Below are 22,469 nucleotides of genomic sequence, written 5' to 3'. Positions count from 1 at the left end.
ATATGTGGCAGTTGCTGGGATGAGGAAGGTTTGTGTCACTGAATTGTCATCTGTGGGCCCTAGAGTTCAGCCTGTTCCTGTCAACCCTAGCCAAAAGGTACTGAATAATGAAACGCACATTTCTCAAAACCGTCGCTGTAGCACTGGCCTCCATGGCTGTAGGTAGTGCTTTTGCGGCGGACATCACCGGCGCTGGTGCAACCTTCCCGTTCCCCATGTACGCCAAATGGGCTGAAGCCTACAAAAAGGAAACGGGCACGGGGCTGAACTATCAGTCCATCGGCTCTTCCGGGGGCATCCGCCAGATTCGCGCCAAGACCGTGGCCTTTGGTGCTACCGATGCCCCCTTGCCGGGTGCTGACCTTGACAAAGATGGCATGGTGCAGTTCCCCGCAATCATTGGTGGTACGGTGCCCGTGGTCAATCTGGAAGGCTTCAAGCCCGGCGAGTTGCGGGTGACGGGCCCTGTGCTGGCAGAAATCTTCCTGGGCAAGATCGCCAAGTGGAATGACGCCAAGCTGGCCGCACTGAACCCGGGCAAGACCTTGCCGGACCAAAACATCACCGTGGTTCACCGCGCTGATGGTTCGGGCACCACGTTCAACTGGACCGACTACCTGTCTGCTGTCAGCAAGGAATGGGCAGACTCCGTGGGCAAGGGCGCTGCCGTGAAGTGGCCTGCTGCGTCGTCGGTGGGTGGCAAGGGCAATGAAGGCGTGGCCGCCAATGTGACCCGCGTGAAGGGCGCTGTAGGTTATGTGGAATACGCTTACGTCAAAAAGAACAACATGAACTTCCTGCAGCTGCAAAACGCTGACGGCAAGTACGTAAGCCCAGATGACAAGACCTTTGCAGCCGCTGCTGCCAGCGCAGATTGGTTCAGCGTGCCTGGCATGGGCATCTCGATGGTCAATGCCAAGGGTGCAGAAAGCTGGCCTGTCAGCACAGCCTCGTTCATCCTGATGTACAAGGACCCTGCGGACAAGGCGCAGTCGGCCGAAGTTCTGAAGTTCTTTGACTGGGCGTTCAAGAATGGCAAGGGCATGGCCACGGAGCTGGACTATGTGCCGCTGCCTGATAGCCTGACCGCCGAGATCCGTTCCAAAGTCTGGTCGCAGATCAAGAAGTAAGTCAGTCTGCCCCAGAATACCCCCCATCGGCCGCCTTGGCTGGCCGATGGGTGCTGGTTTGTGGGGATCTCCAGAAGCCAGATGGGAGTCAACATGAGCGTGGGAACCACCATGAGTTCGCAACCCGGGTCCGCCAAAAAGACGGACGCCCCTACGGAGTCGATGGTATCGATTGCCAGGCGGCAGCGTCTTCAGGACATCTTTTTTCATCGGTTGACCCAAAGTCTTTCGCTGCTGGTGCTGGCGGCGCTGCTGGGGATCATCGTCTCTCTGTTCATCTACGCTTGGCCGACGTTCCATAAGTTCGGTGTCCAGTTCATCTGGCGCGTGGAATGGGACATCATCAATGAAGAGTTCGGTGCTGCGATTGCCATCGTCGGCACCCTGGCCAGTGCTGGCATTGCGCTGCTGATTGCGGTGCCTCTGGCTTTTGGCATTGCCCTTTTTCTGACGGAAACCTGCCCGGTCTGGCTGCGGCGCCCCCTGGGCACCGCAGTGGAGCTGTTGGCGGCCGTTCCCTCGATCATCTACGGCATGTTCGGTCTGTTCGTATTTGCCCCGCTGTTTGCCGATTACTTCCAGATGCCGATGCAAAAGCTGCTGGGCTCCATGCCGCTGGTGGGCTTTCTGTTTGGCGGCAGCACCAACGGCTTTGGCATCCTGGCGGCCGGTATCGTGCTCGCGTTCATGGTGCTGCCGTTTGTGGCGGCCGTGATGCGCGACGTGTTCGAGATTGTTCCGCCCATCCTGCGCGAGTCTGCCTATGGCCTGGGCTGCACGACCTGGGAAGTGGTGCGCCGCGTGGTGCTGCCTTACACCCAAAAGGGCGTTATAGGCGGAATCATGCTGGGCCTGGGCCGCGCTCTGGGGGAGACCATGGCCGTGACCTTTGTGATCGGCAACGCCAACCGCATGCCGACATCCCTCTTTTCGCCGGGAACCTCGATTGCCTCTACGCTGGCCAACGAGTTCGGCGAGGCGGCTGACTTCCATCTTTCCACGTTGTTCGCGCTGGGTTTCCTGCTGTTCGTGATCACCTTCGTGGTGCTTTCGGCCGCCAAGATCCTGATGCTGCGTGCTGAAAAGGCCAAGGGCCTTTGAGTCCTCACGCCCTGACCATGAACCTCTTTTGAGACAAGCTCCATGGAATTCAACCAACAACTCTACAAAAAGCGCCAGCGCTCCAACGCCATCGGGCTAACCCTTTCCCTGGGGGCGATGGTGCTGGGTCTGTTCGTGCTGCTCTGGATCCTGAGCGTTCTGCTGTCCAACGGCTTTGCTGCGCTGGACTGGAACATGTTCACCCAGTCCACGCCGGCGCCCGGATCGGAAGGCGGCGGGCTGGCCAATGCCATCGTCGGTAGCCTCATGATGGTAGGTTTTACCGTGCTGGTATCCACACCAATTGGTGTACTGGCTGGCGTGTACTTGGCGGAATACGGCGACCAGAGCAAGACGGCCGAACTCACCCGCTTTGTGACCGACATCATGTTGTCCGCGCCCTCCATCGTTCTGGGCCTGTTCGTCTATGCCATTGCCGTGGCGACGGTCGGCAACTTCTCTGGTTGGGCCGGTAGCCTGGCCTTGTCGCTGATCGCCGTGCCGGTGGTGGTCCGTACCACCGAGAACATGCTGCGCCTGGTTCCCGGCAGTCTGCGCGAGGCTGCTTTTGCACTGGGTGCACCACGCTGGAAAGTGTCCACCATGGTCACCCTGCGTGCTGCGCGCAGTGGCGTGATGACGGGCTTGCTGCTGGCTGTGGCCCGCATCAGTGGCGAGACTGCGCCGCTGTTGTTCACGGCGCTCAACAACCAGTTCTTCAGCACCAACATGAATGCCCCCATGGCCAACCTGCCGGTGGTGATCTTCCAGTTTGCCCTGAGCCCTTACGAAAACTGGGTGCGCCTGGCCTGGGGTGGGGCTTTGCTCATCACGTTGTCGGTGCTGATCCTCAACATCGTGGCGCGGGTTTTCCTGCGCGAGAAGAGCCGTGCCTGACCTGTCGGCCCATTACGCAGACACCACCCAGACAGCCTCCATTTTCAGGATTTGACAATGAACGCCACCGCTACCGTCACCCCCAGCAAGAATGCGCTGGAACTTCGCAACCTCAGCTTCTTCTATGGCAAGTTTCAGGGGCTGCGCAACGTCAGCCTCAACATTGCCGAGCACAAGGTGACTGCTTTCATTGGCCCCTCGGGCTGTGGCAAGTCCACCCTGCTGCGCACTTTGAATCGCATGTACAGCCTGTACCCGGGCCAGCGTGCCGAAGGCACCATCAACTTCTACGGCCAGGACATCCTGGACCCCAAGCAGGACATCAACCTGCTGCGCGCCCGCATCGGCATGGTGTTCCAGAAACCCACGCCGTTTCCCATGTCCATCTACGACAACATCGCCTTCGGTGTGAAGCTCTACGAAAGCCTGAGCAAAAGCGAGATGGACGACCGCGTGGAATGGGCGCTCTCCAAGGCCGCCTTGTGGACCGAGGTGAAGGACAAGCTGCACCAAAGCGGTTTGTCGCTCTCCGGCGGACAGCAGCAGCGCCTGTGCATTGCACGCAGCGTCGCGGTCAAGCCTTCTGTGCTGCTGCTTGACGAACCCACCTCGGCGCTGGACCCGCTGTCCACTGCCAAGATCGAAGAGCTGATCGACGAACTCAAGCACGACTACACGATTGCCATCGTGACGCACAACATGCAGCAGGCAGCCCGCTGCAGCGACTACACGGCCTACATGTACCTCGGCGAAATGATCGAGTTCGGTGCTACCGAGCAGATCTTCTTCAAGCCCGAGCGCAAGGAAACCGAAGACTACATCACCGGCCGTTTCGGCTAAGGAGACAGCAGATGCCCGATAAACACCTTTCGTCCCAGTTCGACAGCGAACTCAACAGCGTCTCCGCCCGTGTGATGGAGATGGGTGGCCTGGTGGAATCGCAGATTCGCCAGGCGGTGTACGCCCTGTCGCAGTTCAGCCTGGAGGCCGTGGAGACTGTGGCCTCGATGGAAACCCGTATCAATGCGATGGAGGTCGAGATCGACCAGGAGCTGTCGTCCATCATCGCCCGCCGTCAGCCGACGGCGCGCGACCTGCGCCTGCTGCTGGCCTTCTCCAAGGCAACAGCCAACCTCGAACGCATGGGTGATGAGGCCAACAAGATGGCCCGTATGGTGCGCTCCATCATCGAGAGTGGTGCACCGCGCTCGCTGCCGTCGAGCGACCTGCGCACGGCAGCCGAGCTGGCGTCGGGCCTGCTGCGCAAGACGCTGGATGCTTTTGCGCGCCTCGACGTCAAGGCGGCGGTGGCCATCCTCAAGGAAGACGACCTGATCGACAAGGAATTCGATGGATTCGTGCGCAAGCTCATCACCTACATGATGGAAGACCCGCGCACCATCTCCCCCAGCCTGGACCTGCTGTTCCTGGCCAAGGCGATTGAGCGCATCGGCGACCATTCCAAGAATGTGGCTGAGTTGATCATCTATCTGGTCAAGGGCAAGGATGTGCGCCACACTGCCCTCGATGAGATCGAGTCAGCCGTTCTGTAAAAAAAGAGCTTTGGCAAAACTATGAGAAAGCTCCCACGCGTCCTCATCGTTGAGGACGAACCTGCGATTGCCGAGTTGATTGCAGTCAATCTACGCCACAACGGATTCCAGCCCTTTTGGGCGGAAGATGGTGACTCGGCCCAGCGCGAGCTGGATGCCGTGCTGCCGGATGTCATCCTGCTCGACTGGATGCTGCCGGGGCAAAGCGGCTTGTCGCTGGCACGCAAGTGGCGTGCGGACAGCCGCACCAAGCCGATCCCGATCCTGATGTTGACGGCCCGGGGCGATGAACCCGACAAGATCGCTGGGCTCGATGCGGGTGCCGACGACTACATCACCAAGCCGTTCTCCACGCAGGAGCTGCTGGCGCGGATCCGTGCCGTGCTGCGCCGTCGTGCTCCCGAGCAGGTCAGCGACAGCGTGACCATTGGCGAGCTGGTGCTCGACGCCGGGACCTACCGCGTGACCTTCCAGGGGCAGCCGCTCAAGGTGGGCCCCACCGAGTTCAAGCTGCTGCACTTTCTCATGAAACACGCCGAACGTGTACACAGCCGCTCGCAATTGCTCGACAAGGTGTGGGGTGACCATGTTTTCATCGAGGAGCGCACAGTGGATGTGCACGTCAAGCGGCTGCGCGAAGCCCTGGGCGCCGCCTCCGTGATGGTGGAAACCGTGCGTGGCGCGGGCTACCGGCTCACCGCCCAGCCCCAGGTGCAGTTGCAGGCCTGAGAGGCTGAGAGTCTGGTCATGATCTCCAGCGAGAGTGTGAACAGGTGCTGAGGGCGCGGGCCTGATGTTGTCGATGGGGCGCACAGGATGCGCCCCTGTTTTTCTGAGAAGGCGTTGCTGACCGCATGCTGTGGCGTATTTCGTATTTCCTGCTCTGGCAGATAGCGGGTGGCGGGCTGGGATGGTGGCAGGGTGGTCCCTGGGGCGCAGCCCTGGGCGCCGCCCTGGCGGCGTGGGCCTGGTTTGTCTGGGATCTGCTGCGTGGCGCGCGTGTGCTGCGCTGGCTGCGCACGGGTGACCTGTCCGAAGTCCCGGCCATGCGCGGTATCTGGGGTGAGGCGGCAGACCGTGCGCGGCGCCTTTTGCGCAGGCAGGAGACCCAGATCCGCGACAGCCAGGACCGGCTGCAGGAGATCCTGGCCGCGCTGCAGGCCACGCCCAATGGGGTGGTGCTGCTGGATGCGCAAGGCCGCATCGAGTGGTGCAACCAGATGGCCGCCAGCCAGTTCGGCTTTGACGCCCAGCGCGATGTGATGCAGTCGATCGGCAACCTGGTGCGCGATCCCGAGTTCACGGCCTACTATGCCGCCCAGGATTTCAGCCACGATGTGGTGCTGGAGGGGCGCTTCAGCACGCCATCGCGGCCGGTGCGCATCTCGGTGCATCTGCACCCCTATGGCGACGGGCGCACCCTGCTGCTGTCGCGCGATGTCACGGCGCTGGAGCAGGCCGAGGCCATGCGGCGCGACTTCGTGGCGAACGTGTCCCATGAGATCCGCACGCCCCTGACGGTGCTGACCGGTTTTGTCGAAACGCTGCAGACCTTGCCCCTGAGTGCCGACGAGCGCTCGCGCTACCTGGGCATGATGGCCCAGCAGGCGCTGCGCATGCAAAGTGTGGTGCAAGACCTTTTGACCCTGTCGCGCCTGGAGGGCAGTCCGCCACCGGGCATGGCGGAGTGGACGCCCGTGCAGGCGCTGATGCAGCGGTGCGAGGAGGAGGGGCGTGCGCTGTCGGCCGTGCTCTCGCAAAACCAGCCGCGCCAGCATGTCATGGTGTTTCCGTCGAAGGACGCGTTGCATGCCGAGGGCGACATTGCAGGCGTGCCCACCGAGTTGCAAAGCGCGTTGTCGAACCTCATCAGCAATGCGGTGCGCTACACGCCTGCGGGTGGGGTGATCACGGTGGCGTGGCACCGCATGGAAGATGGCTGCGCAGTTTTCTCGGTGCAGGACACAGGCCCGGGAATCGCACCCGAACACATTCCGCGTTTGACAGAGCGCTTTTACCGCGTGGACCGCAGCCGCTCCCGCGAGACCGGTGGCACCGGCCTGGGGCTGGCCATCGTCAAGCACGTGCTGCAGCGGCACGGCGCCACGCTGGACATTGCCAGCACGCTGGGCAAGGGCTCGGTGTTCTCGGTCACCTTCCCTGCGAACCGGTTGCGCGGGTTTTCGCTGCCGGTCTGACCGCACGCCACAGCATGGCCAGGAACAGCGCGGCAGTGAGCCACAGCGCCACCGCGCTTGCGGCCCAGAAGGGTGTGGGCGATGGCTCCGCTGCCCAAGGCCCCAGGCCCCGGTAGGCCAGCAGGTAGCCGCCCCCCAAGCCCGCACCCCACAGCAACACGCAATACACCACCAGCGGCGCCACGGTGATGCGGTAGCAGCGCAACACAAACACGCACAGCGTCTGCAGTGCATCGGCTGCGTGGTACGCAGCGACCCACACGATGACCCCGCCCGTCAGGGCCAGCACGCCGGTGTTGGTGGAGTACAAACCGCCAATGTGATTTTTTGCTATTAATAATATAGCTGCTAGCGCAATACCAATAAGCGCTGAAAGTCTAAAACCTATAAAAACCACCTTGCGCGCCCGTGCTGGATCGCCAGCGCCCAGCCAGTAGCTGACGCGGGCGCTGGTGGCGATGGCCAGCGACAGCGGCACCATGTAGAGCACAGCCGCCACATTGGCCGCGATCTGGTGCGCCGCCGATGCGGTGGTGCCCTGGCGTGCAATGAACAACGCCATCAGCGTGAACGACGTCACCTCCACCATCACAGCCAGACCGGCCGGGATGCCCAGGCGGGCAAAGCCCGCAATGGTGGGCCAGTGCGGGGGCTCCATACGGCGCCAGATGCGCAGGGGTTCATAGATGTCCTGCGTGCGCAGCAGCCAGATGGCCAGCGCAAGCATGCTGCCGTTGACCACCAGGGTGGCCCACGCGCATCCCACCACGCCTTGCGCAGGCAGCCCTGCGCCGCCAAAGGTGAACCAGATCGACAGTGGCAGCTTGATGAACAGCGAGCCCACTTGCAGCCAGGTCACCAGCTTGGGGCGGCCCAGTGCCTGGTTCAAGGTGCTGTAGATGCGAAAAAGCAGGGCAGGCGGCAGTGCCAGGGCCAGCACGGCCAGGTAACTTTCCACCTCGGTGCGCAGGGCTGGCGGCACCTCGGTCCAGCGCAGCAGAGGTGCGGGGGACAGCAGGATGGCCATGCCCACCAGCGAGGCCGCGCCGCACAGGTACAGCGACTGCCGCAGAGACCGGCCCAGGCTGTCGGTCTGCCGGGCGCCGCGCAACTCGGCCCACACCGGAAGCAGCGCCTGCAGCACGCCAATCAGCGCCACATACACGCTGATGAAGATGGCGCTGCCCACCGAGAGTGCCGCCAGCGAGGCTTCTCCATGGCGCCCGGCGACGATGGTGTCTGTCACGCCAAACGCCATCACCGCCAGTTGCCCGGCCAGCACCGTGATGGCGTGGCGCGAGATGGTCGAAAGCTCCGACATTACTCCGGCATCATTCGGGCATCAGCGTGCAGGCCCCGCACGGTGAAACACCAGGAGGTGATCGTTCTTGTCAGTGGGGCGTGGAATGGTGGCCCGGGCTTCCCAGCGCGCCACATTCACCATGCGCTCGGACGGAGGCCAGGAGGCGATGTCAGCCACCAGCCAGTCGCACTCGTCCTGCAGGCCCGCCCTCTGAAGCGAGAGGCCACCGTGGTACTGCAGAGCCGCCACCTGGGCACGGTTCAACCCTACCGTCTGCACGCAGCCCGGGGATGGGCCCAGTGCGGCCATCACACTGCGAACCTGGGGGCGATAGCTGCGGGCGTAGTCCAGTAGCGGTAACCACAAAGTCATCAGCAGCAGCCAGCCCAGCGCAGCGCCGCTGGCTGGCAGCACCAGGCTCTTCCAGATGGGCGCCCGGTTGCGCGCGGCGCGCCACCACACTAGGCTGCACCAGCCCACGGTGGCCGCCAGGGCCACGACCAGCGCCAGTGCGGAAAACTGCGGCACAAAACCAGGGGCCAGCTTGGCCACATTGGCTGCAGGCTTGGCGGGAACGCCCGTTTGCATGGCAATCCAGATCACCCAGATCGCCAGCGCAGAAACGGTGAAGAACAGCAGCGTGAACCAGTCGATCAGCGCCCCCACACTGCGCCGCAGCGTGGGCAGTGCAAACGCTGCCAGTGCCGCCAGGGCCGGCAGACCGAGCAGGAGGGCCCTGTCTGCAGGTTGGGTGGTGATGGTGGCGGCAATGGAGACTGCCGAGAACCACAGCGGGAGCAGCAGGTGCCTGTGCCCCTGGCGGCTGATGATCTGCTTGCGCCAGCGCCATAGCGTCCACAGGGCCAGGGGCCAGGCGGGCCATCCAAACCACAGCAGCAGCCGCGCCAGGCTCTGCCACTCTTTGCCGCCTGAGCCGGAATCCACAATTCGCCAGCGCCAGAGATCGAGCCCCCAGGCGATCAGCGCCGCTGCCAACGTGATTGCCCCGAGGGCCAGGGCCCAGCGCAGGCGATGGTCTGTCTGGCTGCCTGGCGCATACACCACCACCACCATGCTGCCCAGTCCCAGCAATGCTGCAAGCGCCGGCGCGCCTGCCAGCGTGAGCCCCACCATGCCTGTGGCCAGCGCCACGGCAGGGGCTACGGTGCGGTGGGGCATGGCTGCAACCGCAAAAAAGATCAGCGCCGTGCAACTGAGCTGCACCAGATAGCTGGTGACCTCATGCGAGAGCTGCGCGAGGCCCAGGCAGGCAATCAGAGCCAGCAACCCGCCATCGGCAATGGCGCGGGCGTAGTCGGGTGGATTGGCTTCGCCCCCAAAGGCAAAGGCCACAGGCTGGGCGCCGGGGCTGCGGGCGAGGTAGTAGACGGCGTACCACGTGGCAATGAGGGTGATGACCAGCAGGAGTGCGAAGGGTAGGCGCACCGCCATCTCGGCAGAAACCCACTGGGGCGCTAGCTGAATTACCCAAGCGCCCAGCCAGTACGGCAGCAGTCCCTCGGTTTCCGGGGGCATGCCGCCCAGCAGGGGGCTCAGCCAGGGCGTGTGCCCGTGGGCCAGCTCCAGCATGTAGCCAAACGCCGTGACATCCGCACTTTTCCACGGGTCGCGCCCGACGAAGCCGGGCACGACATAGGCAATACACAGCAGTACCAGTGCCCAGCGTGGCAGGGGGCTGACAGCGTTCTGGGTAACGATGGCGGGGGTCGGTGGATTCACGCGTCAGAGGGCGGCAAAGCGAAGCCACCGAGAATAAGGGCAAAACCAACGGAAAAAGGCAGCCCGGTTGCCCGGGCTGCCTTTTTGGCGGGAACGCAAGGGCGAATTACTTCGCTGCGGTCTTGCCGAAACGGTTGCGGAAGCGCTCCACGCGGCCACCCATGTTGTCCACCGACTTTTGCGTACCGGTGTAGAAGGGGTGCGATTCAGAAGACGTATCCAGCTTGAACAGCGGGTATTCCTTGCCTTCGAAGGTTTCCATTTCCTTCGTGTTCACGCAGGAACGGGTCACGAACTTGAAGCCGTTGGACAGGTCCGAGAACAGGACTTCGCGGTAGTTGGGGTGAATGCCTTCTTTCATGATCAATCCTTGTCAAGTGCGGGAGCCGCGCTGAACCCGGAGCAACCTTTGCGCCGTGGAACATCCAACGTACTTTCCGCAGAAAAAGCCCTCTATTATTGCACAGGCGGTCTGATGGCATTTTCGCGACGGCCCGTAACGGCTGAAACTGGCAAGGCCTTGGCCAGAACCGCCGCGCAAGGGCCGCCCCGCCGCGCTGGCGGTGTCCCCCTTCCCGAATTGCGTAGCAATTCGAGAGAAGGGGGAAGGCGCGAAAGCGCCTCAGAGGGTTGTCACCCTCCTCTTCGCATCATGTCAAAGAAGTCCACATTGGTCTTGGTGGCCTTCATGTTCTTGATCATCAGCTCCATCGACTCGATCTCGTCCATGTTGTACATGAACTGGCGCAGGATGCGGGTCTTTTGAAGGATCTCGGGCGCCAGCAGCAGCTCTTCGCGGCGCGTGCCGCTCTTGTTGAGCTCGATGGCTGGGAACACGCGCTTTTCGTACAGGCGGCGGTTCAGGTGGATTTCGCAGTTGCCCGTGCCCTTGAACTCTTCAAAGATCACTTCGTCCATGCGGCTGCCGGTGTCGACCAACGCGGTGGCGATGATGGTGAGCGAGCCACCTTCTTCGACCTTGCGCGCGGCGCCGAAGAAGCGCTTGGGGCGCTGCAGTGCGGCGGCGTCCACACCGCCCGAAAGCACCTTGCCGCTGGAGGGCACGACGTTGTTGTAGGCGCGCGCCAGGCGGGTGATGGAGTCCAGCAGGATGACCACGTCCTTCTTCAGCTCGACCAGGCGCTTGGCGCGCTCGATCACCATCTCGGCCACGTGCACGTGGCGGGCGGCGGGCTCGTCGAAGGTGGAGGCGATGATCTCGCCCTTCACCGTGCGCTGCATTTCGGTCACTTCTTCAGGGCGCTCGTCCACCAGCAGCACCATCAGGTGCACGTCGGGGTTGTTGGCCGTGATGGCGTGGGCGATGTGCTGCATCATCACCGTCTTGCCGCTCTTGGGCGGGGCGACGATCAGCGCGCGCTGGCCACGGCCGATGGGCGCAATGATGTCGATGATGCGGCCTGTGATGTTTTCTTCGCCCTTGAAGTCGCGCTCCAGCTTCATCTGTTCCTTGGGGAACAGGGGCGTCAGGTTCTCGAACATCACCTTGTGCTTGTTCTGCTCCGGCGGGCCGCCGTTGACGGAGTCGAGCTTGTTCAGGGCGAAGTAGCGCTCACCGTCTTTGGGTGTGCGGACTTCACCTTCGATCATGTCGCCGGTGTGCAGATTGAAACGGCGCACCTGGCTCGGGCTGATGTAGATATCGTCCGTGCTAGCGGTAAAGCTCGTGTCCGGGCTGCGCAGGAAGCCGAAACCGTCGGGCAAAATTTCCAGCACGCCGTCGGCAATGATTTGTTCCCCGGTCTTGGCCCGCTTCTTGATGATCGCAAACATCAGCTCCTGCTTGCGCATGCGGCCGGTATTTTCGATTTCGAGTTCTTCGGCTTGCTTCAGGACTTCAGACACGTGCAGTGCCTTGAGTTCGTTTAAGTGCATGGAATGACTCCTTGGCGGAGCTGGTATGAATCTTGGGGGAGGAGGGCTGGTGCCAGATGGGCTGCTGTTTGCAGGTCTGGCTCGCCGAGGATCTCGGTCCGGCTGCCAATGCGTGCAGGCCGGTGATCTGAAGGAATTATGACAGGAAAAAAAGCGGGAGATTCACGGGATCCGAATTCGGTCTGTGTCTGGCGCTGCAAGTGGTGTCGTGAAAACAAACAACCCCGCGTGCATGGGCAGGCGCGGGGTTGTGGGTGCGGATCAGGCCAGTTGCTGATCGATGAAGGCGGTCAGTTGTGCCTTGCTCATGGCGCCGACCTTGGTGGCGGCCAGCTGGCCGTCCTTGAACAGCATCAGTGTGGGAATGCCGCGAATGCCGAACTTGGCGGGGATCTCGCGGTTTTCGTCCACATTCATCTTGGCGATCTGCAGCTTGCCCTGGTAGGTGCCTGCCACTTCGTCCAGGATGGGGGCAATCATTTTGCAGGGGCCGCACCATTCGGCCCAGTAGTCCACCAGCACGGCGGAGCCGGGTTGCAGCACGTCGGCTTCAAAGCTGGCGTCAGAGACATGTTTGATGAGTTCGCTGGCCATGGCGGATTCCTTGATTTTGAGCGGGTTGTGACCGGTGTACGTTTAAAGTCTGGGCATTGTGACAGAAACCAATCCCACGTTCACCGGTGTGGCCGGGCCTTGCGACGCTATGACAGTCATAGCGAAAAGCGATCAAACCAGTGGGTTTGCTGTCGCCAGCACCGCCTTGTGGCAACGTGCTCTGGCCCAGGTTGCCGCACATGCCCAGGCCCATGGCGCCCATTTGGCGCGCACAGTGGTGTTGGTGCCCTATGCCCAGCTCATGCCCTGGGCCCAGCGCCACTGGGCGCTGCAGTTTCCGCAAGGCTTTGCGCCGCGCTTTGAAACCACCCGCAACTGGGCTCGCCAGTTGCAGGTGTTTGAGCCTTCGGCCGACGACTTTGCGGGCGACGTGGCGCGCGACACCCTCACGGCCCGCGCCTTGCTCGACCGTGTGGGGCAGGGCGCCCAGCGCGAGATGCTGGCCACGCCCCTGCAAGAAGCCGCCGCCCAACTGGCCACCGCCGTGGCCGCTGTGCCCCCCGCGCAGCGCGCGGCCTGGGGCGACGAGGCCCGCAAACTGCTGGCCACCGCCGACGAGGGCAGCAGCCTGCATTACGAGGCCCTGGTGGCGCGCCTGGCGCTGGAATGGGTGCTGGCCTCACGCCACGCCACCGATGTACTGTTTGAGCCCGGTGTGCGTGCGGCGGTGGATGCGCTGGTGGTGCTCGAAGGCTTTCAGTCCGACGCGCTCCCCCAGGCCCTGCTGGCCCATTGGGGCGAGCAGGGGGCTTGTGTTGCGCTGCCAGCATTGGTCGATGAAGCTCCCGCGCCGCCAAAACGCTCTCTGCATGCCGCCACCGATGCAGAAGACGAAGCCCACCGCGCCGCAGCCTGCGTGCTGGCCCACGTGCGAGATGGCCGGGTGCCCGTGGCGCTGGCCGCCACCGACCGCGCACTGATCCGCCGCGTGCTCGCCCACCTGGACAGCAGCGGCGTGCTGGTGCGCGATGAAAGTGGCTGGATTCTCTCGACCACACGCGCCGCTTCGCGGGTCATGGCCGCGCTGCAGGCTGCGGCGTGGAACGCTTCATCCAACGCGGTGCTGGACTGGGTCAAACACACCCCCGCGCTGATGCCGGGCGAGGTCAACCGCCTGGAGCAATGGCTGCGCAAGGGCGTGGTGCAGCACTGGAGCGCCGCCACCGCGCGGGATCTGAGTGCGCAGCCCCACCTGGCCCGCACCGTGGCCACCGTGGAGGTCTGGCGCGACACCCTGCGCACCGCTCGCCCGCTGGCGCAGTGGCTGCCCGCCCTGCGCGCCGTGCTGGAGCAGGCGGGCCAGTGGCAAGGACTCTCGGCCGACCCGGCCGGCATGCGTGTGCTGGTTGCCCTTCGCCTGCAAGACGGCCAGCAGGCCGAGCTGGACGCCTGGGGTGACAGCGCGGGCCGTCGCATGACGCTGGCCGAATTCACCCGATGGGCCAAGGACGTGCTCGAAGCCGGACGCTATGTGGCCGCCCAGGCCGCCGATGCGCCTGTGGTGGTGGTGCCCTTGCCCCAGCTGCTGGCCCGCCCCTTTGCCGCCGCCGTGCTGCCAGGCTGCGACGAAAAGCGCCTGCAAGCTGCGCCTGAGCCCGCAGGCGACTGGTCGCAGGCCCAGCGCGAGGCCTGGGGCCTGCCCACACGCCAGTCGCTAGAAGCCGCCCAGCGTGCCGCCTGGGCCCACGCCCTGCGCACGCCCGTGGTGGATGTGCTGTGGCGCACCGGCGACGAGGGCGGCGAGCCCCTGTTGGCCAGCGCCCTGGTGCTGGCCCTGCAACTGGATGGCGCCGCTACACCCGGCACGGACGACCGTGCGGCCCGTGCAGTGGCCGCCACCCCCACACTGCGTCCCCAGCCCGTGGGCCAGGCGTTGCCGGTGGCGCACCTGTCCTCTACCGCGTATTCCGATCTGCGCCATTGTCCGTACCGCTTCTTTGCACAGCGCCAGCTGGGCCTGCGCGAGGCCGACGAACTGGACGCCGAGGTGGACAAGCGCGACTTTGGCACCTGGCTGCACGCCGTGCTGCAGCACTTTCATGAAGCCTTGCTGGCCGACCCGACCGACCACGCGGAGGAGCGCCGCACCCGCATGGACGCCGCCGCCGAGGCCGTCACCCGCGAGCAGCGGTTGCAAGACGGAGACTTTCTGCCCTTTGCCGCAGGCTGGGCGCAACTGCGCGACGGCTACCTGCAATGGCTGGCAGGGCACGAGCAGCAGGGCGCCACCTTCCGCCAGGCCGAGGTCAAGGCCCGCCAGCCGCTGGGCGACCTGGAGCTGGTTGGCACCCTCGACCGCATCGATGGTGTCTCGTCCACCGGCGAGCCCACGGTACTGGTCATTGACTACAAAACCGAAAGCGACAGCGTGACCCGCCAGCGCATCAAGAGCGGAGCGGAGGACACGCAACTGGCCTTCTACGCCGCCCTGCTGAGCCACGACACCCTGCGCGCTGCCTACGTCAACGTGGGCGAGCGCGGCGAGACACAGATACACGAACAGGACGAAGTGGTGCACCTGCGCGATGTGCTGATCGAAGGCATCCAGCACGACATGGCCCGCATCGCCGCCGGTGCGCCGCTGCCCGCGCTGGGCGAGGGATCGGTGTGTGACTACTGCGCCGTGCGCGGCCTGTGCCGCAAAGACTACTGGGCGGACGCTGAACAGGCGTTGCCCGCGCAAGAGACGCCATGACCGTCAGCATTCCACAACCCACCCAGGCCGCCTACGAACACAACGGCCGTCCCGTCTCGCGCGAAGCCTTCTACGCCATTGCCTGCGACCCTGCGCGCAGCGTGGCGGTGGAGGCCTGCGCCGGCGCGGGCAAGACCTGGATGCTGGTCTCGCGCATGCTGCGAGCGCTGCTCGACGGCTGCGCGCCGCACGAGATCCTGGCCATCACCTTCACTAAAAAGGCGGCGGGCGAAATGCGCCAGCGCCTGCAAGAATGGTTGGAGCAGTTCAGCCACAAGCCGCTGGAAGAGCTTACGGCAGAGCTGGTTGCACGCGGAATCAGCCCCCAGGGCGCACTGGACAAGCGCGAGGCGCTACAAAATTTATACCGCCAGCTGCTGGGGGCTGGCCGCCCGGTGCAGATCCGCACCTTCCACAGCTGGTTTGCCGCGCTGCTGGGCACGGCGCCGCTGGCGCTGCTGCAACAACAAGGCCTGCCCGCGCACTTTGAGCTGCTCGAAGACGATGCCGAGGCCGTGCGCGAGGTCTGGCCCCCGTTCTTGCAGACCGTGGCCGAAAGCGCCAGCCTGCGCGCTGACTACGAAGCCGTGGTGGCTCGCCACGGCCGCTCGCAAACCCACAAGGCCCTAGCGGCCGCGCTGGCCAAGCGGGTGGAGTTTGATCTGGCCGACGCGGCAGGCGTGGTGGATGCATCCGTGCCGCCCTTCCAGCAGGCATACCCCGAGCTGGCCGCGTTGGCCGAGCCCTCGGAGGCCCTGCAGACCGATGCCGCCCTGCAACGCTGGCGCAGCCGCGCCAGCGCCCTGGGCGCAGAGGCCAACAAGACCCCGCAGAAGGCGGCGGACGTCATCATCGACGCGCTGGGCTGCACCGACCTGAACCAGCGCCTGGACATGCTGCGCAAAGCGATGTTTGTGGCCAAGGAAGACCGCCTCTCCAAGAACCTGGAGAAGTTCCCCGCCGCGCAGGAGGCCGAGCCCGAGTTGCAGCGCCTGCTCACCGCTCGCCGCCAGCACGAGGCCTGGCAGCACCAGCAGCGCATGGCCCGGCTGGCGCGCTGCCTGATTGCGCAGTTTGTGGCCGTCAAGCAGCAGCACGGCTGGGTGGACATGAACGATGTGGAGCGCACGGCCCTGGTCATGCTGGCCGACCCGGTGCTCTCTGGCTGGGTGCAGGAGCGGCTGGACGCGCGCATCCGCCACCTGTTGGTCGATGAGTTTCAGGACACCAACCCGCTGCAGTGGCAGGCGCTGCACGCGTGGCTGTCCGGCTATGCGGGCTCGGGCGGTGGTTCGGCCGCGCCCAGCGTGTTCATCGTGGGCGACCCCAAGCAGAGCATCTACCGCTTTCGCCGCGCCGAACCACAGGTGTTCATCGCTGCGCAGGCGTTTGTGCGCGATGGGCTGCGCGGCGACCTGCTCAGCTGCGACCACACGCGCCGCAACGCACAGGGCGTGATTGCCGCGGTCAACGCCGTCATGGGCCAGGCCCAGGCGCAGAACGAGACCACTGGCTTCCGCGACCACACCACCGAATCGAAACACCCCGGCCAGTTGCTGCGCCTGCCTGCCATCACCGACGCGGACGAAGACAGCCAAGGCGCAGGCCGCAACCCCCTGGCCTGGCGCGATAGCCTGACCGAACCCCGCCACGAGGCCGAAGAAACCCAGCGCATGCGCGAGTGCACGCAGGCCGCCGCCTGGGTGGCTGCGCAGATTGCCGCCGGCACTCTACCCAAAGAGGTGCTGGTGCTGGCCCGCAAGCGCGATCGCCTGGCCAGCATGCAAGACGCCCTGCGTGCCCTGCACCTGCCCTGTGTGCAGCCCGAAAAGGCCGACCTGTTCGACGCACCCGAGGTGCAGGACATGGTGGCGCTGCTGGATGTACTGGTCTCGCCCACCCACGACCTGTCGCTGGCCCGCGCGCTCAAGTCGCCCCTTTTCAGCCTGGGCGACGACGCCCTGGTGGCCTTGGCCGTGCTGCGCCGCCAGCCGGAACATGCGGGCTGCAGTTGGTTTGATTTGCTATTAAAAAGTGAGCTGCTTGCGATTGATTTGAAAGCGCTGAGGCCTGTTTTGATTCAATACCAAGACTGGGTGAGTGGCCTGCCGCCGCACGATGCGCTGCATGCCATCTACGAGCACGGCGACGTGCTGGCCCGCTTCGCCGCTGCTGCCCCGGTCACCCAGCGCCAGGCAGTGCAGGCCAACCTGCGCGCGCTGCTGGCGGCATCGCTGCAGCACGATGGCGGCCGCTACCTCACGCCCTATGCGTTTGTGCGGGCCATGAAGAAGGGCGGCGTGCGCGCCCCCGGCCGGGCCGATGCGCAGGCCGTTCGCCTGCTGACGGTGCACGGCGCCAAGGGGCTGGAGGCCGACTGCGTGCTGCTGCTGGACACCGACACCCGCCCGCAAAAAGCCGAGACCATGGGCGTGCTGGTGGACTGGCCGGGCGAGCAGGCAGTGCCATCGGCCTTCGTCTTTCTGGCCAGCGAATCGAACCCGCCGCCCAGTGCAGAGGCCGCGCTGGCCGCCGAGCAGCAGGCCCGCAGCCGCGAGGAGTTGAACATGCTCTACGTGGCGATGACGCGCGCCAAACATTGCCTGGCGCTGTCGTCCGTGTTGCCCAGCAATTCGGCGCCGGGCAGTTGGTGGAACCGACTGGCACCACTGGTGACCGAGGTGGACACGGGCACGGCCCCTGCGCTTTCCGCTGGAGCCGGTGCGACCCCCGACACCTTCACCATCGCCGCGCTGCACCCCCTGCCCGAAGCCCTGCAAAGCGCCCGCACCAAACCTGGTGCTGCAGCTGCCGACCCCACCAGTGCTACGCCCGTGGCCATGCCTGGCGACGCCGAGTCCACCCCCCTGTCACGCCAGGGCGACGCCATGCACCAACTGTTGGAGCAGGCCGGTGTGGCCGGTGCCCCGCTGGCCGACCTGCGCACCCACGGCTGGCCTGCTGCGCGCATTGCAAGGCTGGCCAGCGACCACGACATTGCCCCTGCAGCGGCCGAGTTGGCGGCCCGCATGGCACAGGGCATCCTGGCCGGGGAGGGCGCCTGGGCGTGGGACCCGGAGCAGGTGCAGACCGCCATCAACGAAGCCCCGCTGCATTACCAGGGCCAAAGCCTGCGCATTGATCGGCTGGTGCTGCGACGTGCCCTGTCTGCAGATGATGCCGTGGCAGGCTGGTGGGTGCTCGATTACAAAAGCGCCGCCCAGCCTCAGCGCCAGCAAGCGCTGGTGGCGCAACTGCAGCGCTACCAAGAAGCCGTACAGGCCCTGATGCCGGGCGAGGCCGTGCACGCGGCCTTTCTCACAGGCGATGGGCGTTTGGTGCGGGCAGGGGGCGGGCCCACCCTTGCCGCCGTCGGGCATACTCTCGCCCCCGCTGCGCCGGATGCTCCGGCAAAGCCCGAGCGTCCGCGCCCCGCGCCGGGGCCTTCAGATTCTGCGCAAGGCTCTTTGTTTTGACCCGCACCCAGGGCTTCCAACCCGCGCAACGCCCCCACTTTTAGCAAGGTTCTCCCGTGTCTCACACCCTTTCTCCTTCCGATTCACCCGTCGCACCAGCCCTGCCTGCGGGGACTTTGCCGTGCGATGTGGCCATCGTCGGCGGTGGCCCGGCGGGCCTGATGGCGGCCGAGGTGCTGGCCCAGGCGGGGGTGGCCGTTCATCTGTTCGACGCCATGCCTTCGGTGGGGCGCAAGTTTCTGCTGGCGGGCAAGGGCGGGCTCAACCTCACACATTCCGAGCCCCATGCTCCGTTTGTCAACCGCTATGCAGAGCGCCAGCCTCAGCTCGAACCTTTGCTGCAGGAATTTGGTGGGCCCGAGGTCCGGGCCTGGGCGCAAGGCCTGGGTGTAGAGACCTTCGTGGGCACCTCCGGCCGCGTGTTCCCCGCTGACATGAAGGCCGCGCCCTTGCTGCGCGCCTGGTTGCAGCGCCTGCGCGGGCAGGGCGTGGTGTTCCACATGCGACACCGCTGGCTGGGCTGGTCGGACGATGGTGCCCTGCGTTTTGCAGCCCCTGCGGGCGAGGTGCCAGTGGTCGCCAGGTCGGTGGTGTTGGCGCTGGGCGGTGGCAGCTGGGCACGCCTGGGGTCGGATGGTGCCTGGGTGCCGCTGCTGGCGCAGCGCGGTGTGGCCGTGGCGCCGCTGCGGCCCTCCAACTGTGGTTTTGACGTGCTGCGCGCCGATGCGCCGGCGGGTGAGACGCGCCGCGCGTTCTTGCAGGAGCTGATCGGCCGCACCCCCGTTCCCGCTGTGGGCTGGACGCCCCATTTTGTCGAGCGTTTTGCAGGCCAGCCCTTCAAGACGGTGGCGCTGGCTTTCACCGACAGCCAGGGCCGCACGTTCAGCCGCAGGGGTGAATTCGTGGCCACAGCGACAGGCGTCGAGGGCAGCCTGGTCTACGCCGCGTCGCACCTGCTGCGCGACGAGATCGAGGCCCACGGCCATGCCACTTTTCATCTGGATTTGCTGCCCGACCACACGCCGGAACGTGTGCTGGTGGAAGTGCGCCATCCACGCGGATCACGTTCATTGTCCAGCCACCTCAAGAGCCGTCTGGGGCTCGATGGCATCAAGGCGGGCATCCTGTATGAACACCTGGGCAAGGACGGCATGAACGACCCGGTGGCTCTGGCACACGCCATCAAGGCACTGCCCATCACGGTCGTGGCCACACGGCCCATCGACGAAGCCATCAGCACCGCCGGTGGTGTGGCTTTTGAGGCGCTGGACACGCACCTCATGGCCCATGCCTTACCGGGCGTGTTCTGCGCGGGCGAAATGCTCGATTGGGAGGCGCCCACCGGGGGCTATCTGCTCACGGCCAGCTTGGCCAGTGGCCGCGTGGCGGGGTTGGGCGCGCTGCACTGGCTGCGCCAAGCTGCCGGAGCTTGAGAACGCTGAACGAAAGGGGGTTTGCGCCTGGGGCGACCGGCCCCGGCCTCGCCAGCCAAGAGCACATCGCAAAGGATGTCGCCGCTGAGAGGGGGCTGCGCGACAGCGCAAAAAAAGAAGTTGACGAGCCTTACCCCCGGCACTGACTCCACAGTTAGGGCTGCTTGGTTCCCCACCTGACCCGGTTGGCCGCTTCACCATGCGAGGAGGCCCGTCACCGTCGATTGTACGACGGATGCGGATGCACTTTTCTGAACAGCCCCGTTGCCGTGGGCGCTGGAAGGACACTCGGCACAGCCCGTAGAATCTGCCGGATGTCCTACCTCGTGCTCGCCCGCAAGTACCGCCCCCGCAATTTCACCGAAATGGTGGGGCAGGAGCATGTGGTGCAGGCCCTCACCAATGCGCTCAACACACAGCGCCTGCACCATGCCTACCTGTTCACAGGCACGCGGGGTGTGGGCAAGACGACGGTGTCGCGCATTCTGGCCAAATCGCTCAACTGCCAGGGGCCCGACGGTCAGGGCGGCATCACCGCCACACCGTGTGGCGTGTGCTCGGCCTGTACGGATATCGACAGTGGCCGCTTCCCGGATTACACCGAGCTGGATGCTGCATCGAATCGGGGTGTGGATGAGGTGCAGAGCCTTCTGGAGCAGGCGGTCTACAAGCCGGTGCAGGGCCGCTTCAAGGTCTTCATGATCGACGAAGTGCACATGCTCACGAACACGGCGTTCAATGCCATGCTCAAGACGCTGGAAGAGCCTCCTGAATACCTCAAGTTCGTGCTGGCCACGACCGACCCGCAGAAGGTGCCGGTGACGGTGCTGAGCCGCTGTCTGCAGTTCAACCTGCGGCCCATGGCGCCCGAGACGGTCCTGAGCCACCTCACGCAGGTGCTGGCGTCGGAAAACGTATCGTCCGAGCCCCAGGCTCTTCGGCTGCTGTCGCGCGCCGCGCGGGGCTCCATGCGCGATGCACTGTCGCTCACCGACCAGGCCATCGCTTTTGGCAGCGGCCAGTTGCAGGAAGCCGCCGTGCGCCAGATGCTGGGCGCGGTGGACCGCTCCTACGTGTTCCGCCTCATCGGCGCGTTGGCCGAGGGCGACGGCAAGACCGTGGTGGAAACCTCGGACACGCTGCGTCTCAATGGCCTGTCGGCCGCCTCTACGCTCGAAGAAATGAGCGCCGTGCTGCAGCGCATGGCGGTGTTCCAGGCCGTGCCCCAGATGGCAGGCACCGTGGATGCCGACGACCCCGAGGCCGCAGAAACGGCCCGTCTTGCCGCGCTGATGCCTGCTGACGAAACCCAGCTGCTCTACAGCCTGTGCCTGCACGGGCGCGGTGAACTGGGTCTGGCGCCCGATGAGTACGCTGCACTGACCATGGTGCTGCTGCGCTTGCTGGCGTTCAAGCCTGTAAGCGGTGTTGGCGGCGCTGGCGAATCGGCTGAAAAAAAAACTCTGACGCGGGCTGAAGCGGCGTCTTCCAGCCCACCAGCTGCGGTTTCTGCCGCTCCCGCAGCGGCAGCCGTGGCGGTGCCAACCCCCGTGGCGCGAACGGCGCCGACGCCCGCGCCTGCTTCTCAGGTGCCACCAGCGGTGCCTCCCGCAGCGCCTGCAGCAGGTGCTTCGCCAGCATTGCCACCGGAGATTTCTGCAGAACCCGGCGAATCCGTGGACTCTGCGGAGCCACCACCCTGGCCAGGCTCGGAAGAGCCGGGTGCTGCATCACCTGCAAACTCCGCCGCCACGGCACTGCCGGTGCGTACGCCCGAGAGATTTGGACAAAATAAGCACCCAGCGCAACCTCAGCATGCGCAAGGCGCTCCTGAATATGTAGCAATCCCGGTGCGTGAATCGCCCGAACCAGGGGAGCGTGTGCAACCGTTGCCGCTTTCTGCGCCAACGCCCGTCTCTGCGCGCTACACGCCCACCGAGGAGGGCGATGTCTGGCATGCCACCGTGCAGCAGATGGTGGCGGCAGAATCGATTACCGCCCTGGTGCGCGAACTGGCCCTGCAGTCACAACTGGTGGCGCGCGACGGAGGCCACTGGCTGCTGCGTGTGGAGCGTGAATCGCTGAACCAGCCTACTGCACGCGAGCGCCTGCGCGCCGCGCTGGAGGCTGCGGGCCACGCCACCCAGATCAGTGTGGAGGTGGGCCATGTCATCGACAGCCCCGCCCGCCGCAATGCCGCTGCCGCTGCCGAGCGCCAGCGCCGTGCTGAGGAGATTGTGAACGACGACCCCTATGTGCAGTCGCTGGTGCGCGACTATGGCGCGAGAATCGTGCCGGGCAGCATCAAGCCTGCGTGAGATGAAGCGCCCCCTGAGTCGCCTGCGGCGCCTTCCCCCTCTCTCGCTTCGCGGGAGGGGGACGCACTCGGGGGCCTGGCAAAGCCAGCTCCACGAGTGCACCGGATTGGCGTG

At 65.0% G+C, this 22,469-nt stretch carries 16 protein-coding genes and 1 other RNA gene; 11 read left to right on the top strand and 6 right to left on the bottom strand.

The window, feature by feature from the left end:
• Positions 1-107 precede the first annotated feature (107 nt).
• From pstS to phoR, 7 genes are all read left to right on the top strand, one after another.
• Positions 108-1,130, top strand: coding sequence for a phosphate ABC transporter substrate-binding protein PstS (gene pstS, locus ACT89O_RS16030; RefSeq protein ID WP_055398213.1), 1,023 nt, complete (start codon positions 108-110; stop codon positions 1,128-1,130).
• A gap of 81 nt (positions 1,131-1,211) precedes the next feature.
• Entirely contained in the window at positions 1,212-2,231 is a 1,020-nt protein-coding gene (pstC, locus tag ACT89O_RS16025; protein ID WP_487260562.1) for a phosphate ABC transporter permease subunit PstC, read from the top strand.
• Positions 2,232-2,273: 42 nt separating this feature from the next.
• A complete protein-coding gene (gene pstA, locus ACT89O_RS16020; RefSeq protein ID WP_055398211.1) occupies positions 2,274-3,128 on the top strand; it encodes a phosphate ABC transporter permease PstA in 855 nt (284 codons plus the stop codon).
• Between the two features lie 57 nt (positions 3,129-3,185).
• Positions 3,186-3,968: a phosphate ABC transporter ATP-binding protein PstB gene (pstB, locus tag ACT89O_RS16015; RefSeq protein WP_055398210.1), complete on the top strand. Its 783-nt coding sequence runs from the start codon at positions 3,186-3,188 to the stop codon at positions 3,966-3,968.
• Positions 3,969-3,979: 11 nt separating this feature from the next.
• Positions 3,980-4,681, top strand: coding sequence for a phosphate signaling complex protein PhoU (gene phoU / locus ACT89O_RS16010; protein ID WP_055398209.1), 702 nt, complete (start codon positions 3,980-3,982; stop codon positions 4,679-4,681).
• Between the two features lie 21 nt (positions 4,682-4,702).
• Positions 4,703-5,410, top strand: a complete 708-nt coding sequence (gene phoB, locus ACT89O_RS16005) for a phosphate regulon transcriptional regulator PhoB (protein ID WP_029412769.1) — start codon at positions 4,703-4,705, stop codon at positions 5,408-5,410.
• 125 nt (positions 5,411-5,535) lie between these two features.
• The gene (phoR, locus tag ACT89O_RS16000) at positions 5,536-6,879 is read left to right on the top strand and encodes a phosphate regulon sensor histidine kinase PhoR (RefSeq protein ID WP_055398208.1); all 1,344 of its coding nucleotides are present in this window, start codon (positions 5,536-5,538) and stop codon (positions 6,877-6,879) included.
• Here phoR and ACT89O_RS15995 read toward each other — a convergent pair.
• The 5 genes from ACT89O_RS15995 to trxA form a co-directional block, all read right to left on the bottom strand.
• Complete coding sequence (locus ACT89O_RS15995; protein ID WP_487260561.1) at positions 6,833-8,200, bottom strand: MATE family efflux transporter; 1,368 nt, start codon at positions 8,198-8,200, stop codon at positions 6,833-6,835. The two genes, phoR and ACT89O_RS15995, sit on opposite strands and share 47 nt — an antisense overlap.
• 21 nt (positions 8,201-8,221) lie before the next feature.
• Positions 8,222-9,922 (bottom strand): hypothetical protein, encoded by a 1,701-nt coding sequence (locus ACT89O_RS15990; RefSeq protein WP_487260560.1) that lies wholly within the window; start codon positions 9,920-9,922, stop codon positions 8,222-8,224.
• 106 nt (positions 9,923-10,028) lie between these two features.
• Positions 10,029-10,283 (bottom strand): type B 50S ribosomal protein L31, encoded by a 255-nt coding sequence (locus ACT89O_RS15985; RefSeq protein ID WP_008906759.1) that lies wholly within the window; start codon positions 10,281-10,283, stop codon positions 10,029-10,031.
• 272 nt (positions 10,284-10,555) lie between these two features.
• Positions 10,556-11,818 carry a transcription termination factor Rho gene (gene rho / locus ACT89O_RS15980; protein WP_055398205.1) on the bottom strand — a complete coding sequence of 421 codons (1,263 nt, stop codon included), beginning with the start codon at positions 11,816-11,818 and terminating at the stop codon, positions 10,556-10,558.
• Positions 11,819-12,079: 261 nt separating this feature from the next.
• Positions 12,080-12,412, bottom strand: coding sequence for a thioredoxin TrxA (trxA, locus tag ACT89O_RS15975; protein ID WP_008906761.1), 333 nt, complete (start codon positions 12,410-12,412; stop codon positions 12,080-12,082).
• Positions 12,413-12,521: 109 nt separating this feature from the next.
• On the opposite strand from trxA, the gene ACT89O_RS15970 reads away from it, so the two are divergent.
• From ACT89O_RS15970 to ACT89O_RS15960, 3 genes are all read left to right on the top strand, one after another.
• Complete coding sequence (locus ACT89O_RS15970) at positions 12,522-15,128, top strand: PD-(D/E)XK nuclease family protein (RefSeq protein ID WP_487260559.1); 2,607 nt, start codon at positions 12,522-12,524, stop codon at positions 15,126-15,128.
• Positions 15,125-18,604, top strand: a complete 3,480-nt coding sequence (locus ACT89O_RS15965; protein ID WP_487260558.1) for a UvrD-helicase domain-containing protein — start codon at positions 15,125-15,127, stop codon at positions 18,602-18,604. Before ACT89O_RS15970 ends, ACT89O_RS15965 begins: the two co-directional genes overlap by 4 nt.
• 101 nt (positions 18,605-18,705) lie before the next feature.
• Positions 18,706-20,037, top strand: a complete 1,332-nt coding sequence (locus ACT89O_RS15960; protein ID WP_487262868.1) for a TIGR03862 family flavoprotein — start codon at positions 18,706-18,708, stop codon at positions 20,035-20,037.
• 119 nt (positions 20,038-20,156) lie between these two features.
• On the opposite strand, the gene ffs is transcribed toward ACT89O_RS15960, so the two are convergent.
• An RNA gene (gene ffs / locus ACT89O_RS15955) (signal recognition particle sRNA small type) lies at positions 20,157-20,253 on the bottom strand.
• A 98-nt stretch (positions 20,254-20,351) separates the two neighbouring features.
• Here ffs and dnaX point away from each other — a divergent pair.
• A complete protein-coding gene (dnaX, locus tag ACT89O_RS15950; RefSeq protein WP_487260557.1) occupies positions 20,352-22,355 on the top strand; it encodes a DNA polymerase III subunit gamma/tau in 2,004 nt (667 codons plus the stop codon).
• The last annotated feature ends 114 nt before the right edge of the window (positions 22,356-22,469 follow it).

This window comes from Acidovorax sp. NN32, from assembly GCF_057597245.1.
The sequence above is the reverse complement of the archived record's forward strand: the minus strand, read 5'-3'. Positions and strand labels throughout refer to the sequence as shown.

What these genes read in the sequence shown, in the direction of transcription:
- pstS (WP_055398213.1), top strand. Translation starts at nt 108, where the DNA reads ATGAAACGCACATTTCTCAAAACCGTCGCTGTAGCACTGGCCTCCATG.
- pstC (WP_487260562.1), top strand. Translation starts at nt 1,212, where the DNA reads ATGGGAGTCAACATGAGCGTGGGAACCACCATGAGTTCGCAACCCGGG.
- pstA (WP_055398211.1), top strand. Translation starts at nt 2,274, where the DNA reads ATGGAATTCAACCAACAACTCTACAAAAAGCGCCAGCGCTCCAACGCC.
- pstB (WP_055398210.1), top strand. Translation starts at nt 3,186, where the DNA reads ATGAACGCCACCGCTACCGTCACCCCCAGCAAGAATGCGCTGGAACTT.
- phoU (WP_055398209.1), top strand. Translation starts at nt 3,980, where the DNA reads ATGCCCGATAAACACCTTTCGTCCCAGTTCGACAGCGAACTCAACAGC.
- phoB (WP_029412769.1), top strand. Translation starts at nt 4,703, where the DNA reads ATGAGAAAGCTCCCACGCGTCCTCATCGTTGAGGACGAACCTGCGATT.
- phoR (WP_055398208.1), top strand. Translation starts at nt 5,536, where the DNA reads ATGCTGTGGCGTATTTCGTATTTCCTGCTCTGGCAGATAGCGGGTGGC.
- ACT89O_RS15995 (WP_487260561.1), bottom strand. Translation starts at nt 8,200, where the DNA reads ATGTCGGAGCTTTCGACCATCTCGCGCCACGCCATCACGGTGCTGGCC.
- ACT89O_RS15985 (WP_008906759.1), bottom strand. Translation starts at nt 10,283, where the DNA reads ATGAAAGAAGGCATTCACCCCAACTACCGCGAAGTCCTGTTCTCGGAC.
- rho (WP_055398205.1), bottom strand. Translation starts at nt 11,818, where the DNA reads ATGCACTTAAACGAACTCAAGGCACTGCACGTGTCTGAAGTCCTGAAG.
- trxA (WP_008906761.1), bottom strand. Translation starts at nt 12,412, where the DNA reads ATGGCCAGCGAACTCATCAAACATGTCTCTGACGCCAGCTTTGAAGCC.
- ACT89O_RS15970 (WP_487260559.1), top strand. Translation starts at nt 12,522, where the DNA reads ATGACAGTCATAGCGAAAAGCGATCAAACCAGTGGGTTTGCTGTCGCC.
- ACT89O_RS15965 (WP_487260558.1), top strand. Translation starts at nt 15,125, where the DNA reads ATGACCGTCAGCATTCCACAACCCACCCAGGCCGCCTACGAACACAAC.
- dnaX (WP_487260557.1), top strand. Translation starts at nt 20,352, where the DNA reads ATGTCCTACCTCGTGCTCGCCCGCAAGTACCGCCCCCGCAATTTCACC.